Below are 15,819 nucleotides of genomic sequence, written 5' to 3' on the forward strand. Positions count from 1 at the left end.
ATTTGCCTTTTCCGGTTCTGTCGCCTAACCTAGTAGTTAGGGAATCTATTATCGCCTTTCCCGTCCACAAACCCCAGCAAGCGAAAACATCCATTTAAGATTATGACTAACCCCGTTATTCACGCCTTTTTCCTCGGACGAGCGATCGCTGAAGTGATCGGTGAACAGCTAGAAGATGCGTTTACCAACGCTTTAAGCGAATTAGGCAAATTTGATGCCGAACAACGGGAAAACCTGCGGCAATTCGTCGAAGAAGTGCAAATGAGAGCCGAGCGAGCCATGGAAAAGGGAGTATATACTGGTACAGAGTCCGGTGGTTCCTCCAGTGCCGATGTGCAGGAAAACATCGACGAAATGCGGGCCGAAATCGCCCAATTGCGCTCGGAACTAAAAAACCACCAGAATTAACCAAAAACCCTCTTTTAGTCGCTTTAAAGCCCCAAAAATTGCGTGTCAGCCCTTCTACCCGTCCCCGTTACCCTAGAGTTAAACCCAGCAATGCCGGCCCTCGAAGTCGCCAAAAATAGCTATCGTTGGAATCGAGAAAGCTATTCCATCAATCGTCGTCGTCTAGATATTTGGCGATTCGTTCTGACCGTACTGTATCAATTCTGGCTCAACGGTAAAAAATGGAGCTATAACGGCGGCTATAGCCAAGAAAAACTCGCCGGCAGACGCAGAAAACAGGCCGCTTGGATTCGGGAAACCATGCTAGAATTGGGACCGACTTTTATTAAAGTCGGTCAACTGTTCTCCACCCGCGCCGATCTTTTTCCCCTCGAATATGTGGAAGAACTCTCGAAACTACAGGATCAGGTTCCCGCATTTACCTACGAACAGGCCAGCAAAATTATCGAGGTATCCCTCGGTAAACCCCTGAATAAACTCTTTAAAAGCTTCGATCCCATCCCCCTAGCAGCCGCTAGTTTAGGGCAAGTTCACCGGGCCCAACTGAACAGCGGGGAAGATGTGGTGGTCAAAGTCCAACGGCCCGGATTGAAAAAATTATTTAGTATCGATCTGGCTATCCTGAAAAAAATCGCCCAATACTTCCAAAATCATCCCAAATGGGGTAAAGGTCGCGATTGGACGGGAATTTATGAAGAATGCTGTAAAATTCTCTGGGAAGAAACCGATTATCTCAACGAAGGTCGTAACGCCGACACTTTTCGCCGTAATTTTCGCGGGGAAGATTGGGTAAAAGTACCAAAAGTCTATTGGCGCTACACCTCTCCCCAAGTTTTAACCCTAGAATACCTCCCCGGCATCAAAATCAGTCATTATGAAGCCCTAGAAGCGGCCGGACTCGATCGCAAATTGTTGGCTAAACTGGGGGCAAAAGCCTATCTAATTCAACTACTCAATAACGGCTTTTTTCACGCGGATCCCCACCCCGGCAATATTGCCGTTGATAGTGATGGCTCCTTAATTTTCTACGATTTCGGCATGATGGGACAAATTAAGACCAATGTGCGCGAAAAATTAATGCAGACTCTCTTGGGAATTGCCCAAAAAGATGCCGATCGCGTGGTCACTTCTCTGGTGGATTTGGGGGCATTAACTGCTAATGGTGATATGGGAGCAGTGCGGCGATCGATCCAGTATATGCTCGATAACTTCATGGATAAACCCTTTGAGGAGCAATCCGTGGCCTCTATCAGCGATGATCTCTATGAAATCGCCTATGATCAGCCTTTTCGCTTTCCCGCTACCTTTACCTTTGTCATGCGGGCATTTTCTACCCTGGAAGGGGTAGGCAAAGGACTCGATCCCGAATTTAACTTTATGGAAGTGGCCCAACCTTTTGCCCTGCAATTAGTAAATGATATGACAGGAAATAATGGCAGTAATATCCTCGATGAGTTAGGACGACAAGCAGCCCAAGTGAGCAGCACCGCCCTGAGTTTACCCCGACGCATCGATGATACGATCGAAAAATTAGAACGGGGTGATATCCGTGTCCGGGTACGTTCCAGCGAATCCGATCGACTTTTGCGGCGATTGGGTATGATTCAAATGGGAACCAACTATACTTTACTGATCAGTGCTTTGCTTATCTCAGCGACGCTTCTATTTATCAGTGGTTTTGGTTGGTTAACTTTAGTGCCGATGGCGATTTCCCTGCTTCCGGGGATAGCCCTCTTGAGACTTTGGCGAAAAATTGAACGTCAGGATCGCATGATGTAATTGATCGCAGGATAATAATTATTGTGTTAGCAGCAGAAATTTCCATGAACAATCTTTCTTTTGGAGGACTGACCGATCCTGGTGTAGTGCGGTCGGTTAATCAGGATAGTTATTATATCGACCCCGAGCGACGCTTTTTTATCGTTGCCGATGGTATGGGAGGTCATGCGGGGGGCCAGGAAGCTAGTCAAATCGCCACTGAAACTATCCAAGCTCATCTAGAAGAACACTGGAAGTCACCCCTGGCTGCCGGGGAATTGCTGCAGGAGGCAATTACTGCCGCTAACGAGAAGATTATTGAAGATCAACTGAAAAATCCCGAAAGACAGGACATGGGGACAACCCTAGTCATGGCTATCTTCCGAGATGAGGGTTCTTGGTACACCCATATTGGTGATTCCCGTCTCTATCGCTTTCGTGAGCAAAAATTAGAACAGGTGACGGAAGATCATACTTGGATAGCTAGGGCGGTAAAAATGGGCGATATGTCCGAAGAAGAAGCGAAAAACCACCCTTGGCGGCACGTTTTATTTCAATGCCTTGGTCGTCGCGATTTGCCCCCAGTGACGGTGTCTCCCCTGGATATACAATCTGGCGATAGTTTAATTCTCTGTAGTGATGGTTTGACAGAAGAAGTGTCCGACGAGGAAATTAGCGATTATTTGCAAACCGGTGCCGATTGTCAGGAAATTGTCGAGAATTTAGTGGCAGCGGCCAAAAAAGCTGGCGGTTCCGATAATATCACCGTGGTCATGGTAAGCTGTTGACTACCTAGGGTTTGCGGCAAAAAGTTTCTCGTGGGGAAGTGGGGAGATGGGAATTATGAATTATGAATTATGAAGTGGGGAAGTGGGGGAATTTCAACTAACACCCTAACACCCTAAAACCCTAAAACCCTAAAACCCTATCTCCTGCCGATCGCCGATCGCCTCATCTCAACAAGCAATTTAAATGCGTGGGCAGCTTACTCGATCGCTCCTGCTTGTTTTAATAAAGAAACGATCGCGTGATGGTGATTAAATTTAGCTAACATTAAAGCGGTCATTCCCCCTTGATTTTTCTGATTTAAGTACACTTTTCCCCCGTCTAACAAAACTTTAACCGTGTCGAGACAACCGTGATAACTCGCCCACATTAAAGGGGAAGCGCCGCTAAAATCGAGTTTATTGACATCGGCGCCGATATCGATTAACCGGCGCACCAGTTGACTATTATTGCCCTCACAAGCTTTCATGAGGACGGTTTTGCCATCGGGATAAACGGCGTTGGGATTAGCCCCGTAGTCGAGGAGATAACGGCAGATTTCCGTAAATTGGCGCTGTAAAGCTAAAGTTAACGGTGTTTCTCCCTGCTGAGTTAGGTTAGGCTCCGCCCCCTGTTTTAACAATTCTAAAACGATCGCTTCGTATCCTTGTACCGTGGCGATGATCAGGGGTGTATCACCAAAATGGTTGCGGTGATTGACAAAAGCGCCGGCTTGTACTAGGGCCTGGACGATCTCTAGATGTCCTTCGATCGTCCCTAAATGCAGAGCCGTTTCCCCAGCCTGATTTTGATTGTCAATACTAGCCCCCTTAGCGAGTAAAAGTCGGACAATATCGAAATATCCCTCAGCAGCAGCGATCATGAGGGCAGTTTCTCCCTCCTCCGTGCTGATGTTCGGATTTGCTCCCGCTTGCAGTAAAGTTTGCACGCTGCCGAGATTTCCCCTCTCTACAGCCAAAATTAGGGGAGTTTCCCCGGATAAAGTGGGAGAATCGAGGGGCATACCACGGGTAATAAACAATTCGAGGATTTCTGGGCAATTGGCGGTGAGAGCCTGTAACCAAGCTTCTTGACGTATTTCGTCATCTACACCACTATCGAGCAGTAAACGGACAATTGCGGCGTAATTTTGTCTGATCGCTACAGATAAAGCCGTATCTCCATCCCGATCGCGCATATTGACCCGAGCACCGGCGGTTAATAACTGTTCTGCGATCGCTGTATGACCCTTATAAACGGCGATCATTAGTGCTGGTGTACCATCTTGATTGAGCTGATTGACATTAGCGCCGACGGCGATTAATTGAGCAAGGATTTCACTGTGATTGAGGGCAGCCGCTAACATGAGAGGGGTTAAACCTTGAGGTTGTTTACTTTTGTTGATATCAGCCCCAAATTCTCGCAAAATCGCCACAATTTCCCTATGACCCCCCTGCACGGCATAGATTAAGGCCGTAGTATTTTGCACATCAGTGGCGTTGACATTTGCCCCCTGACTCAGTAAAGCTTGAACCCGCGCGAGATTGCCCTGACGCGCCGCTTGTATTAACAAGATATCCCAATTAGAAGCCATTAACAGTGACCGATCGGCAGAAAGTATTTTTTCTATTATCGATCTTTCTAGACAGGTAAACGGACAGAAAAGCTACTACCCCGTTCTAATTCTGAGGTGACGGCAATAGTTCCCCCATGAGCATCAATAATGCGACGGGAGAGATAAAGTCCTAACCCATTGTTGGAACTGTCTGGGGAACTGGAGTACAGGCGCTCAAAAATCCGGGGTAGTTCTTCTGCTGAAATGCCTATACCAGTATCCTCGACGACAATGGTGACAAAAGTATCTTCCTCTGTAGCGGGGATGAGATGAATTTTCACATCACCCTTTTGGGTAAATTTAATCGCATTGCCGATGAGATTGGTAAAAACGCGCCGCAGTTCCAAGCGATCGCCAGTTAGGAAAATTTCCCCAGCATTTTCGGCATTTAAGCTTAATTCTAGTCCTTTTTCTCGGGCAAGGGGAGTTAACTGCTGACAGACTTCTTCGAGAATATCGATAATCTTTAATTTAGTAAAATTAAGTGTCTTTTCGCCGTTTTCATAACAATAAACTTCCAAAAGATTATTAACCATTTCCAAGAGATTTGTATTACTGCGAATAATCACATGAATGACTCGACTCATTTCGGGAGTAATCTCACCGTATAAACCTTCTTGAAATAGTTCTAATATGTGATTGGCAGACACTAATGGAGTTCGCAAATCGTGGGTCATCCTCGAAACAAAATCTTCTTTTTGTCTAGCCAATTGCTCTTTTTCTTGTTTGGCAATCGCCACTTCTTCTTCCGCTTCATAGATGCGTAGGGCGTTTCGCATCGCTTGATTTAAGCGCGAGGCAGAAAGACGAAATTTACTCAGATAATCGGAAGCGCCGGCTTTCATCATATCTACGGCAATTCCTTCGTCTCCGTGACCGGTTAAGACAATTAGGGGTATTTTAAGTCCCTGTTGCCGAATTTCCCGCACCAAAGTCAAACCATCTCCATCGGGTAGAAGATAATCGATAAACATACAGTCGAAAAGATTATTGGACATCTTTTCTTTAGCCTCTTGATAGTCAGCGGCTTCTGTTATTTCTATCGCCATCTCCGATGTTCTTAAGAATCGGCGCACGGCGATCCGATCTACTTCATTATCATCAACAATTAGAATTCTTAACTGGTTTAACATTGCCAATTTAAATCTGAATTTTATTACTGTCTGATCTACCCTGATAGAATACCTTGAATCGGGTTCGATGGTCAAGACATTTTCGAGGTCGATTCTTACAGCTTTTTTCTTAAAGATGAAGTATAACCTAATTTGCTATTGACGACCGAATCGTGACGACTGGCCCCCCAAAACGAAAAATTAGTACCTCACTATTAAGATGACTGCCACAATCGGAAACAATACTTAGGGTCTGCTGAATAAATCTAAAAACCTTTTTGGATAAGACTTTTGGACTTTTTTCCCCTCAAAAAGTGCCAGCCATTGCGGGGATCGGGGGGAAAATTCCTGGACTTTTTCCCTGAAAATTAGGTAGTTGACCACCTGAAAATCGATGAAACCCCACACCCCACACCCCACACCCCACACCCTGCCACCACCGAAAAGCTTTTTGCCGCAAACCCTACTTAAACAAAATGGCAATGCTTCAACAGAGCGCCTTCAAGTAGGGGATGATATTCTTTTTCGGAGATAGTATAGGCCCCAAATCTAGCCAGATGGGGATTTTGCATTTGGGCATCAAATAGACAGAAATCCCGTTCTCTAAGGTGTTCGACTAGCTTGACCATGGCTACCTTAGAACCATCGGGAATTTTATAAAACATCGATTCCCCGATAAAAACCCCGCCAATGGCCAAACCTAAAATCCCTCCCGCTAATTGATCCCCTTGCCAAGTCTCGAAACTGTAAGCCCAACCGCCCTGGTGTAATTGCTGATAAATTTGCATTAACTCCGGGGAAATCCAAGTCAGCGAGCGATCAGCACAACCGGCACAAACCCCAGCAAAATCGCGGTTAATAGCCACGGTAAAGCGATTTTGATTCAAAACTCGTTTTAGGGACGTGGGATACCTAAAACGCCGATCAAGAGGGATAAGAGCGCGATTTTTACTAGAATACCAATCCAATCTGCCCCCCTCATCGGCCATGAGAAAGTAACCGCGTGCGTATCCTTGTATAATAGAGGCGGTATCCACGACTCCCCCAAGAATTCAGTCTCGTAGCCTGATCATTCTCTAATTATGCCTGATCATCCCCCACCAATTCCGCCTATTACTTTACCACCGATCGAAAATCCCCAACAGGAACAAACTTGGCTGCGCACCGCTTTACATCGTTGGTTAGATGCGGAATTTATTCCCGAAGCTATTAATGAAACTATCGCTGAACGTGCTAGTCAAATTTTTCTGCGTCAGCGTTTGGAAGGGGAAAACGATCTCGGTAGCTTGGTGATTGCGATCGTTACCGAGATGCAAGCTTTTGATTTTCGTGAAAGTTTTTATAGTGAATTCGCCATTGCTAACGCTGTCAGTGATTTAATTTTAGATAGTTTAGGGATCGATCGCTGTTGTGGCCAAAGTTAGACAGTTTTTCTTTGCTATTGGAGTTTAATTTCTATTAGCTGCTCTGCTAATTTTTCTGTGCGAATGGGGTACTGTTCATTTAAGAAGTTAACAAAATCTTCTTCGGGATGTGCCACGACGATATTACTGTAGTTTTGGGCTAATTCCTTGAGATTGAGTTTTTGCCGCCAGGATTCCACATCGCCATCCTGAAATAATTGAAACTTAACTTGATCGTTAACTAAATAGGATAATGCCAAAAAGAAACTAGGGGTATTATCGCTGATGACTATCGGCTTGGTCATGGAGTTTAAAACAGGGGCGATTTTTAGATTAGCTCCACTGGCCGTACCTCGTTGATCATCTAAAGCCGCATCAGGATTTAAACCCAGAAATACACCTGATACTATACCTAGTAGCAGCAAAATTAGCAAGATTTGTTGTCCTAAATAGTGCAGCCAATTTTTTGGCGATTTTGAGCCGATATAACTGGCAATCAGATAGGATATAGCCATCCGGATTGCCAGAAAAGTCGGCATATAATATCTGGCTTGTAGGGAGCGGATCGATGGTTTTAATAAATCAGGTACAATTTGAAACAGTGTCGGAACAACAATCAAAGTTATGAGGAATAACCAAACTTTCGGCGATGCGTATCGGATGAGATGATAAAGAGAATAAACCACTAACAATAATATTAATAAATGTAAAGCCGATTCTAATCTTCCTTTGCGGTGAAAGAAATTCACAAATACATGACCAGTATGACGGAATAAGGCTTGAGATATTTCGATGATATTAGTCTTAAACTGTCGATAGTATTGGGTGTTGCGATCAATTTTGTCTAGGTTGGTAAAAACCACGAATAGCCAAGGGCTAAATAAAACTAAGCTGCCAACACCTGCCAATACATAGCTAACAACTGTCCTTGTAATTTTCAATCTCTCTAGAAGAATCACATATAAAGCTTGGGCGATGGCGACGGGAGCAGAAAATAAATGAGTATAAAAAGTCAAGGCTAAACTGAGGCTATACCAGAGCCAACTTTTAAGCGTATTTTCACGGATTGCTCGTAAAAGAGCAATTCCTGATAAAAGAATTGTCACTGTCCAGCAACTATATTGGGTAGCGTTTTGTGCCGAAAGTATCCGAAGGGGAGAAACAGCGAATAAAGCGATTGCAATCGAGGCCGTTAGCGAAGAATCGAACAATTCTAGGCATAACCAATAAAGGCAAGCAATGGCTAGGATGCTTAAGAAAATCGAGAAAGTTCTGGCCGAATGTTCGATGGGGATTAACTGCATCCAGAAGCGCGCTAACAAATTGTATAGGGGAGGATGTTCTGGATTCCTCATCATAGAGCGCAAGGCATCGGATAGAGAGCGTTCGGAATGAGGATATTGAAAATATTGTAGGTCTTTCCTGCCAATAATTTCACCGTTGAAAGCCTGCTCCCGCACGTCTTGAGTCGTGTATCCCGAAAAACGCATAATACGTCTAACTTCATCGGCACTATAGACTTTTTGCTCTACATTGAAAAATCGTAGGCCAATTCCGATTAATAAAATAGCAATGATCAAAAACTTTCCGAAATTAGCGGCCAATCGATCGGGTAAATATTTTCTCTGATCCATCATAAGTTTATTTGTCCGTAGGTCATCAATCAACAAGAATTAATTGATAGTTGTTTGAAAAGTTTAATTAATTTCCAACCCAGCGATCTCAGCGATTGTATAGGCTGGTCTGCCCTTAACTTCTTCGTAAATTCGCCCGATGTATTCCCCTAATATGCCAATACTGATCAATTGTACTGAACCCAAGAAAAACACAGCGATCAAGATAGTAGCTAAACCGGTAACGGGAGAGTCGGGTTGCTGCAGTCGCCAGTAGAGAACCAGTAAAGCCATCAACAGGGCAATTAAAGCAGAAAATAAGCCTAAATAAGTGGAAAGACGCAGGGGAATCTTAGAAAAAGACACCAAGCTATTAATCGCTAAAGCTAGGGATTTTTTAAAAGTATATTTGACTTCGCCAGCAAACCGGGGATCCCGCTCAAATTTAACAGCAGTTTGTCGGAAACCAATCCAAGCCCGCAAACCGCGAATATAACGATTCCGTTCTGGCATAGAATTTAATAGGTCCACTACCTGACGATCCATCAGACAAAAATCCCCCGTGTCCGCAGGGATATCCACGTCGGCTAATTGTCCCAGCAATCTATAGAAAACGTAGGCAGTCAGGCGTTTAAACCAACTTTCTTTTTTCCGTTTTGTTCTCTGGGCGTAAACCACATGATAACCTGCTTGCCAAGACTCAATCATTTTGGGAATCAATTCCGGTGGATCTTGCAAGTCGGCATCGAGGACAACAATAACTTGACCCCTAGCGAAATTGAGTCCCGCAGTTACTGCTGCCTGATGGCCAAAGTTACGAGCAAAGCTAATGTAACAGACCCTAGCATCTCTTTCCTGTAGTTCCCGCATTAATTTTAAGGATCGGTCCCCACTGCCATCATTAATCAGAATCAGTTCCACAGAATCATCTAAACTATCCATGACGGCACTGACACGACGATAGAGTTCTCGGATGGTTTCTTCCTCGTTATAAATCGGAATAATTAGCGAATATTTCGGCATTTTCGAGAGATTGAACGGACAAAGGCAGTGTTTTTATGGCGGCTACTACGCTCAATATTCTGCCAAAGTATCGCTTTTGTCAACTTAATAGATTACTGCTAAGCTGCAGGGAGGCGATTTCTTGGGCAGCACCAATAATTAGGGTTGGCTGAATAAACGTGCAATATAGACGAAGTAAGGATTTTGGAGCTTTTTTAGCGGAAGAGGTGCAAGATTTTGAAAGCTAGTGGCTCAAAAACCTTGCTTCTCCATTGCCGATCGCATCTCATTCCACCTTCAAACAATATCCTTCTCCCCTTGTCCCCTGCTCCCCGCTCCCCGCTCCCCACACCAGCCGATCGCTAACGCCATCAGTGATTTAATTTTAGATAGCTTAGGGATCGATCGCTGTTGTGGCCAAAGTTAGACAGTTTTTCTCTGCTACTGGATTAAATTGCCAAGGAATGGTCGAGCATTGCTTGCCGACGTAAACAATTCCAGTAGGCTGCATAGAGGTCTGTCTGTTGACCGCGCAGAGAAGCGATCGCAGGTGCGGCAGGAAAAGGCCAGAGACGATCAAAAACCACTTCTCGATGAGCCAGACGAAACTGTAGCAAATAAACGGAAGCAGGAGCCTGTAAATTATCCAGTAATTGCGCTGCCAGCCGATGTAAAGACTTAAGACTCTCTCTTTCTAGACTAATCGGTTGACTGTAGGCGTTAGGGATCATACCCTCCCCGATTACCTCACCGTATTCTAAACCCTTAGATGTCACCGTGATCGGCAACCAAAGATCCCCAAAAGAGGAATCTCCCTGACTGGTTTTATAGTGCAGGGTCTGGGCAACCCAAGTGCGTCTTTCCTCGATATCCCGACAAGCTTGATAAACTTTTTTGCCAGGAAAATTCACCCAATTGGGTAATTGAATTGTTAAGGGACACCAGATTAAATTATTTTGGCCGGTTTTACCCGACTCCATTTTTGACCACAAAGAAGCCGTCCCCGTCACCTCCACCGCCAAGGATTTAGGAACCGCATTTTTTAAGGCAATCACCATCTTTTCGGTAACGGGCGATAGCCGAGACATCTGACCACTGGCTTGAGCTTCGGCATTAACGAGAATGATAACTTTGTCCATTTCTTGTTGTGGGTTGGGTGAACTTGAACGATCAGCGGTGAGGTTGGTTAAGAGTGAGAACTGACTTGGGTTCAATGCTTCTGTAGTCGCCATGGCAAAAGCTATTTCTCTGGATTTTAGCGGATTATACAAGAGCGCAACTATTTTTTACGGATTTTTTCAACAACAACCATCTTCGAGGCGGGATTTTTCTTCTCCCCCTCATAGAATACCTTAGTTGACAGTCGCGTAAACAGTGATCAGTAAACAGTGATTAGTCAAGAAAAAATTCGACCGAATCTAAAACCTAATTGGTTAAGCTAAAAGCTTTGATGTATTTAGTTTCTAACCTTCTTTTTAGGTAGGAGAATTGCCAAATTCTTTTTTAGAGCCTCTTGCCTCTTGCCTTCAGCAGCTGATCACCGATCACTGATCACCGATCACTGAAATTACTCGTCTTCAGCGAAAATAAAGCGAGTTAGTTCACTAGGATCGGGTTCGGGGCTAGATTCGGCAAATTTAACCGCTTCCTCGATTTCAGCTTGAATTTTCTGCTCGATTTCTTTTAATTCCTCTCTCGTGGCCAGATCTCGCTCGTAGAGGTAGGCGGCAAAGCGAGTGATCGGATCTCTTTCGCCCCAGAATTGTTTCTCGTCAGCACTGCGTAACTCGTCGGGATCTGCCAGAGAGTGACCCCGGAAACGATAGGTTAAGGCCTCAATTAAAGTCGGTCCCTCACCGGCGCGGGCCCGAGCCACGGCTTCTCTGGCGGCGGCATGAACGGCGACCACATCCATACCGTCCACTTCCACACCGACCATACTAAAAACACTGGCTTTTTTATAGATTTCCGGTTGAGAAGTGGCTCGATCGTGGGCCATACCGATCGCCCACTTATTATTTTCCACCACATAGATAATCGGCAACTTCCAGAGAGCGGCCATATTCAGACACTCAAAAAACTGGCCATTATTACTCGCCCCATCCCCGAAGAAACAGACCGTTACCTGATCGGCACTGGCATCACCCATAGCTTCGCGACGGTACTTACTTTGAAAAGCCGCCCCGGTTGCGACGGGAATCCCCTCGGCCACAAAAGCGTAACCCCCTAAAAGCTTATGTTCGGCGGAAAACATATGCATGGAGCCGCCCCGTCCTTTACTACAGCCGGTAGCTTTGCCGAATAACTCCGCCATTACCTCCTTAGCGGGAACTCCGGCACTAAGGGCGTGGACGTGATCGCGATAGGTGCTAGAAACGTAATCTTCTCCCTGACGCAAGGCTTTAATAATACCGCTAGATATCGCTTCTTGACCGTTGTAGAGGTGGACAAAACCGAACATTTTGCCTCGATAATACATTTCGGCACATTTATCTTCAAACATCCGCCCCAAAACCATATCCTCGTATAGGCGAAGACCTTCAGCTTTGGTAATAATGATGGAAGCAGGATTAAAGGTTGGTAAAGTACGTTCGGAAATCATAGGGTCTGTAGTATCATTTAGACAACAAAAAGGCAAGGGGAGAGGAAGCGGTAGATTTTTCGAGAATTCTGGCAGTGAATTTTTTGGTCTTAAACCAAGGGGTTCTTGGTATTTTCTCTCTCAAATCTAATCTTAGTCAGTCAGAGATTGGCTAGGATAAGATGGTATCTTGTTATTTTACTCGCTCCGCTCTCACTTACATCACTTAATTCACTAAGGACTCTCCAGAGTTGAGGTACAGCTAACCGTGCGCATTCCTCTCGACTACTACAGGATATTGGGAATCCCCTTTCAGGTGAGTGCCGAGCAAATTGATTTGGCCCACGCCGACCGGGGACGGCAATTGCCACGTCAAGAATACAGTCAAACAGCGATCATCGCCCGTCAGCACTTGTTAGATGAAGCTTACCAAGTGTTAAGTGAGCCAGATCGCCGTCGTGATTACGATGCCCAATTTTTCGACCCCAATCCCTTGCTTCTCAACCCAGAAAGCACCGCCGAAAACCTAGATTCTCAGGGTGGCGAGGCGGCCGCGGCTTCGCCGGAATATCCCACTCCCCAGATTACCATTGCCCCCGCCGATCTGGTGGGAGCTTTGCTCATCCTGCAAGAGTTGGGAGAATACGAGTTAGTGATTCGTTTGGCCGAAACTTATCTGGATTTGGAGCCAACTACTCGCCCAGACATGATCTTAACCTTGGCTTTGGCCTACGGGGAATTAAGTCGGGAATATTGGCAGGATAAAAATTATGAACAAGCCGCCAGCACCGCGGCCAAAGCCCTGACCTGCTTGGAACAAGAACAAATGTTCACGCAAGTGGCCAGCGAGATTCGCCATGATTGTGATCGCCTGCGTCCCTACCGCATTCTGGAATTGTTATCCCAAGAAAAAAAACCCGGTCTTGCCCGTCAGCGCGGCTTAAATCTCTTGGAGGAGATGTTGGCCGCTCGCGGCGGCATCGATGGCCCCGGCGATGACCGCTCTGGGTTGGGGGTAGATAATTTTTTACGCTTTATTCAACAGTTACGGGTTTATTTGACTCAGGCCGAACAGGAGAAAATCTGGGCGAAAGAGGCACAACGCCCCTCGGCAGTGGGTAATTACCTGCTGGTCTATGCCTTGATTGCCCGCGGTTTCGCCCAAAAACAACCCGCCGCTATTGTCGCAGCCAGCGATCGCCTGCAGCAATTACAAAAACATCAGGATGTCTCCATCGAGCGATCGATCTGCGCCCTGCTGCTCGGTCAAACCGAACAAGCAAGCACAATTTTAGAAACAAGTCAAGAGCAAGAAATATTAAATTATATTAGGGAACAATCCGGGCAATCTCCCGATCTTCTACCCGGGTTATGTCGTTACGGTGAGCGTTGGTTACAAACAGAAGTTTTCTGCCATTTTAGTGATTTAGTCGAGCGGAAAGCCTCACTCAAAGAGTATTTTGCCGAGGAAGACGTACAAAATTATTTGGAAGAATTGTCAGGGTTTCCTGATGAAAAAGTTGCCTGGTCGGTTCGAGAAAAGACTGGCGAACCCTTAGAATCGGAAGTAAATGTTCTCAAAACCCACACCCCCCCCACCCATTTAAACCCAGTGCCAGGAGCGACACCGATGAGGGAATCTGCTTATTCTTCTTCCCACTCTCGTCCCCAAAAACCTTCTTTAGCTAGAGTTAACGGTGAGCGGACAGGTACTACTGTACCTGCCCTGAGAGCCACCGCTCAGGAGGAAACCTTCACCCCCTATACTCAGGGCAGTGTGGTGGTGACGGCAGCCGATCCTCAACCGGCACTTAATCCCCCCCGTCGTCGTCCTAGTCGCCCGCGCCCCCCAGCAGCCGGCAACTCCCGGCCGGCTGCCCTAGAAACGGTAAAAACCGACCTAGTCGCACCGAAACGGAGACGACCAGCCCGCAGAAAACTGCGACTTGATCGAGTGGCGATATTGGGAGTAGGATTAGTGGGAACGATCGCGGTTTTGGCCTTGGGGGTGAAGGCAATTGTCGATAGTCAATCTCCTTTGGCAGTCCTACAAGGGGAACAGTTACCGATTTCTTTAAATACTCCCATCCTAGAAATTCCCTCGGCTAATGCGGAAGCGATGGACGGGACTTCCTTGGGCAAGGAAACAGCTAAGGAGACAATTCAAGCTTGGTTAGCGGCAAAATCGGCGGCTTTTGGCAGTGAACACCAAAAAGAGCAATTGAAAGAGGTTTTAACAGGTTCGGCCCTAGAAATTTGGCAAAAACGAGCGGCGGCTTTACAAGGAAATAATTATTGGCGCTACGATCATCAAGTGGACGTGCGATCGGTTACTAATAATGCGAAAAATCCTAATTTAGCGACGGTGGAAGCGATAGTAAACGAAAAGGCCATGTATTTCCATAATGGCAAGGAAATTGTCAATCGTTCCTATAATGAGTCCTTGAACCTGCGCTATGATTTGGTACGGCAAGGAGATAAATGGTTGATCGAAAAAACCCAAGTCTTACCCTAATTTTTTCCGATTAAATCCCCAAAAACCACGCTTTAGGCTGCCCGCACACCCAATTAAGGCTGCATGGCAGCCTTTTCAGTGGGAAGTGGGGAAGTGGGGAAGTGGGGAGAAGGGAGCAGGGAGAAAAAAGCTGATAACTGATAACTGATAACTGACTCCTCCAAAGGCAACCTTTGTACCTCACCATTAAGATAACTTCTATATCTTTAGACTGATAAATGCTCGATTTGCTTAATATTTTTTAACATAAAATATGCCCTTTGATTGCTGTAATTAGTTCCCTAGAAGTCAAGCTAATGAGTTATGATCCTAGATGGGAATCCATAGTTCTTAGAGGAAAAAAGCGGGGCAATCTCAATGTTTTGTCCAGCGACAGGATCATGATTTTGATGTTTTAAAAATCTCGCATAAGTCTTTAAGAACTTTTAAAATCAGCATTCACAAGGAGAGATATTATGACAGGTAAGAGTAAACGCGGTTTTGCCTCTATGGATCAAGCTAAACAAAAGGAAATCGCTAGTAAAGGTGGTAAAGCTGCTCATCAAAAAGGTACAGCCCACGAATTTACCTCCGAAGAAGCTCGCGAAGCGGGACGAAAGGGCGGTGAAGCAGTTAGCCGGGATCGCGCCCACATGGCAGCTATCGGACGGGAAGGGGGTAAAAATTCCCACAAAGGCAGTCGCAAAAACTTAAACTCCGAGGAAAATTACCCAACCAACGAGTCTATAGGCGAAAATTTCTCGGATTTTAGCAACTCGGAAGCAAATAGTTGACTTTGGTTGACCTTTTCTCGGACTAAGAGGGTGTTGGGTGTTGGGGTTTTAGGGTGTTTGGGTTTTAGGATTTTAGTTGAATTCCCCCATTTCCCCATCTCCCCATTCCCCCATTTTCCCAATAAATACTTAAGGTTTGCGGCAAAAAGTTTTTCGTGGGGGCAGGGTGTGGGGTGTGGGGTGTAGGGTGTAGGGTTTTACCGATTTTGAGGTGGTCAGTTACCTAATTTTCAGGGAAAAAGTCCAGGAATTTTACCCCCGATCCCTCCAATGG

Annotated in this window: 13 protein-coding genes; 6 read left to right on the forward strand and 7 right to left on the reverse strand. The window is 45.7% G+C overall.

From position 1 onward, the window contains the following. Positions 1 to 102 precede the first annotated feature (102 nt). The 3 genes from IM450_RS08810 to IM450_RS08820 all read left to right on the forward strand — a co-directional run bounded on the left by IM450_RS08810 (position 103) and on the right by IM450_RS08820 (position 2,954). Positions 103 to 408 (forward strand): DUF6825 family protein, encoded by a 306-nt coding sequence (locus IM450_RS08810; RefSeq protein ID WP_287669748.1) that lies wholly within the window; start codon positions 103 to 105, stop codon positions 406 to 408. Between the two features lie 90 nt (positions 409 to 498). Further along, positions 499 to 2,187, forward strand: coding sequence for an ABC1 kinase family protein (locus tag IM450_RS08815; protein ID WP_004163922.1), 1,689 nt, complete (start codon positions 499 to 501; stop codon positions 2,185 to 2,187). A gap of 44 nt (positions 2,188 to 2,231) precedes the next feature. Beyond that, positions 2,232 to 2,954: a Stp1/IreP family PP2C-type Ser/Thr phosphatase gene (locus IM450_RS08820; protein WP_287669770.1), complete on the forward strand. Its 723-nt coding sequence runs from the start codon at positions 2,232 to 2,234 to the stop codon at positions 2,952 to 2,954. Between the two features lie 197 nt (positions 2,955 to 3,151). On the opposite strand, the gene IM450_RS08825 is transcribed toward IM450_RS08820, so the two are convergent. The 3 genes from IM450_RS08825 to aat all read right to left on the reverse strand — a co-directional run bounded on the left by IM450_RS08825 (position 3,152) and on the right by aat (position 6,695). Beyond that, positions 3,152 to 4,525 carry an ankyrin repeat domain-containing protein gene (locus IM450_RS08825; protein ID WP_004163920.1) on the reverse strand — a complete coding sequence of 458 codons (1,374 nt, stop codon included), beginning with the start codon at positions 4,523 to 4,525 and terminating at the stop codon, positions 3,152 to 3,154. Positions 4,526 to 4,572: 47 nt separating this feature from the next. Beyond that, positions 4,573 to 5,679, reverse strand: a complete 1,107-nt coding sequence (locus tag IM450_RS08830) for a hybrid sensor histidine kinase/response regulator (RefSeq protein ID WP_287669746.1) — start codon at positions 5,677 to 5,679, stop codon at positions 4,573 to 4,575. A gap of 446 nt (positions 5,680 to 6,125) precedes the next feature. Continuing rightward, a complete protein-coding gene (aat, locus tag IM450_RS08835) occupies positions 6,126 to 6,695 on the reverse strand; it encodes a leucyl/phenylalanyl-tRNA--protein transferase (protein WP_004163918.1) in 570 nt (189 codons plus the stop codon). Positions 6,696 to 6,740: 45 nt separating this feature from the next. On the opposite strand from aat, the gene IM450_RS08840 reads away from it, so the two are divergent. Further along, positions 6,741 to 7,082 (forward strand): hypothetical protein, encoded by a 342-nt coding sequence (locus tag IM450_RS08840; RefSeq protein WP_004162710.1) that lies wholly within the window; start codon positions 6,741 to 6,743, stop codon positions 7,080 to 7,082. Positions 7,083 to 7,096: 14 nt separating this feature from the next. On the opposite strand, the gene IM450_RS08845 is transcribed toward IM450_RS08840, so the two are convergent. The 4 genes from IM450_RS08845 to pdhA form a co-directional block, all read right to left on the reverse strand. Beyond that, on the reverse strand, positions 7,097 to 8,698 hold the full coding sequence (locus IM450_RS08845; RefSeq protein ID WP_287669743.1) for a glycosyltransferase family 39 protein: 1,602 nt from the start codon (positions 8,696 to 8,698) through the stop codon (positions 7,097 to 7,099). Between the two features lie 60 nt (positions 8,699 to 8,758). Next, positions 8,759 to 9,697: a glycosyltransferase family 2 protein gene (locus IM450_RS08850; protein WP_004163916.1), complete on the reverse strand. Its 939-nt coding sequence runs from the start codon at positions 9,695 to 9,697 to the stop codon at positions 8,759 to 8,761. Positions 9,698 to 10,125: 428 nt separating this feature from the next. Then, positions 10,126 to 10,908, reverse strand: coding sequence for a hypothetical protein (locus IM450_RS08855; RefSeq protein ID WP_004163915.1), 783 nt, complete (start codon positions 10,906 to 10,908; stop codon positions 10,126 to 10,128). Between the two features lie 335 nt (positions 10,909 to 11,243). Next, entirely contained in the window at positions 11,244 to 12,278 is a 1,035-nt protein-coding gene (gene pdhA / locus IM450_RS08860; RefSeq protein WP_004163914.1) for a pyruvate dehydrogenase (acetyl-transferring) E1 component subunit alpha, read from the reverse strand. Positions 12,279 to 12,525: 247 nt separating this feature from the next. Here pdhA and IM450_RS08865 point away from each other — a divergent pair, with 247 nt between their 5' ends. Beyond that, entirely contained in the window at positions 12,526 to 14,772 is a 2,247-nt protein-coding gene (locus IM450_RS08865; protein ID WP_287669739.1) for an IMS domain-containing protein, read from the forward strand. A gap of 455 nt (positions 14,773 to 15,227) precedes the next feature. Next, a complete protein-coding gene (locus IM450_RS08870; protein ID WP_004163912.1) occupies positions 15,228 to 15,545 on the forward strand; it encodes a KGG domain-containing protein in 318 nt (105 codons plus the stop codon). Positions 15,546 to 15,819: the final 274 nt, after the last annotated feature.

Origin of the sequence: Microcystis sp. M083S1 (assembly GCF_020246405.1) — a bacterium.
Classification (GTDB): domain Bacteria; phylum Cyanobacteriota; class Cyanobacteriia; order Cyanobacteriales; family Microcystaceae; genus Microcystis; species Microcystis aeruginosa_C.

Coding starts and splice junctions, on each gene's coding strand:
- IM450_RS08840 (WP_004162710.1), top strand. CDS start 6,741: ATGCCTGATCATCCCCCACCAATTCCGCCTATTACTTTACCACCGATC.
- IM450_RS08855 (WP_004163915.1), bottom strand. CDS start 10,908: ATGGCGACTACAGAAGCATTGAACCCAAGTCAGTTCTCACTCTTAACC.
- IM450_RS08845 (WP_287669743.1), bottom strand. CDS start 8,698: ATGATGGATCAGAGAAAATATTTACCCGATCGATTGGCCGCTAATTTC.
- IM450_RS08820 (WP_287669770.1), top strand. CDS start 2,232: ATGAACAATCTTTCTTTTGGAGGACTGACCGATCCTGGTGTAGTGCGG.
- IM450_RS08810 (WP_287669748.1), top strand. CDS start 103: ATGACTAACCCCGTTATTCACGCCTTTTTCCTCGGACGAGCGATCGCT.
- IM450_RS08830 (WP_287669746.1), bottom strand. CDS start 5,679: ATGTTAAACCAGTTAAGAATTCTAATTGTTGATGATAATGAAGTAGAT.
- IM450_RS08850 (WP_004163916.1), bottom strand. CDS start 9,697: ATGCCGAAATATTCGCTAATTATTCCGATTTATAACGAGGAAGAAACC.
- pdhA (WP_004163914.1), bottom strand. CDS start 12,278: ATGATTTCCGAACGTACTTTACCAACCTTTAATCCTGCTTCCATCATT.
- IM450_RS08815 (WP_004163922.1), top strand. CDS start 499: ATGCCGGCCCTCGAAGTCGCCAAAAATAGCTATCGTTGGAATCGAGAA.
- IM450_RS08825 (WP_004163920.1), bottom strand. CDS start 4,525: ATGGCTTCTAATTGGGATATCTTGTTAATACAAGCGGCGCGTCAGGGC.
- IM450_RS08870 (WP_004163912.1), top strand. CDS start 15,228: ATGACAGGTAAGAGTAAACGCGGTTTTGCCTCTATGGATCAAGCTAAA.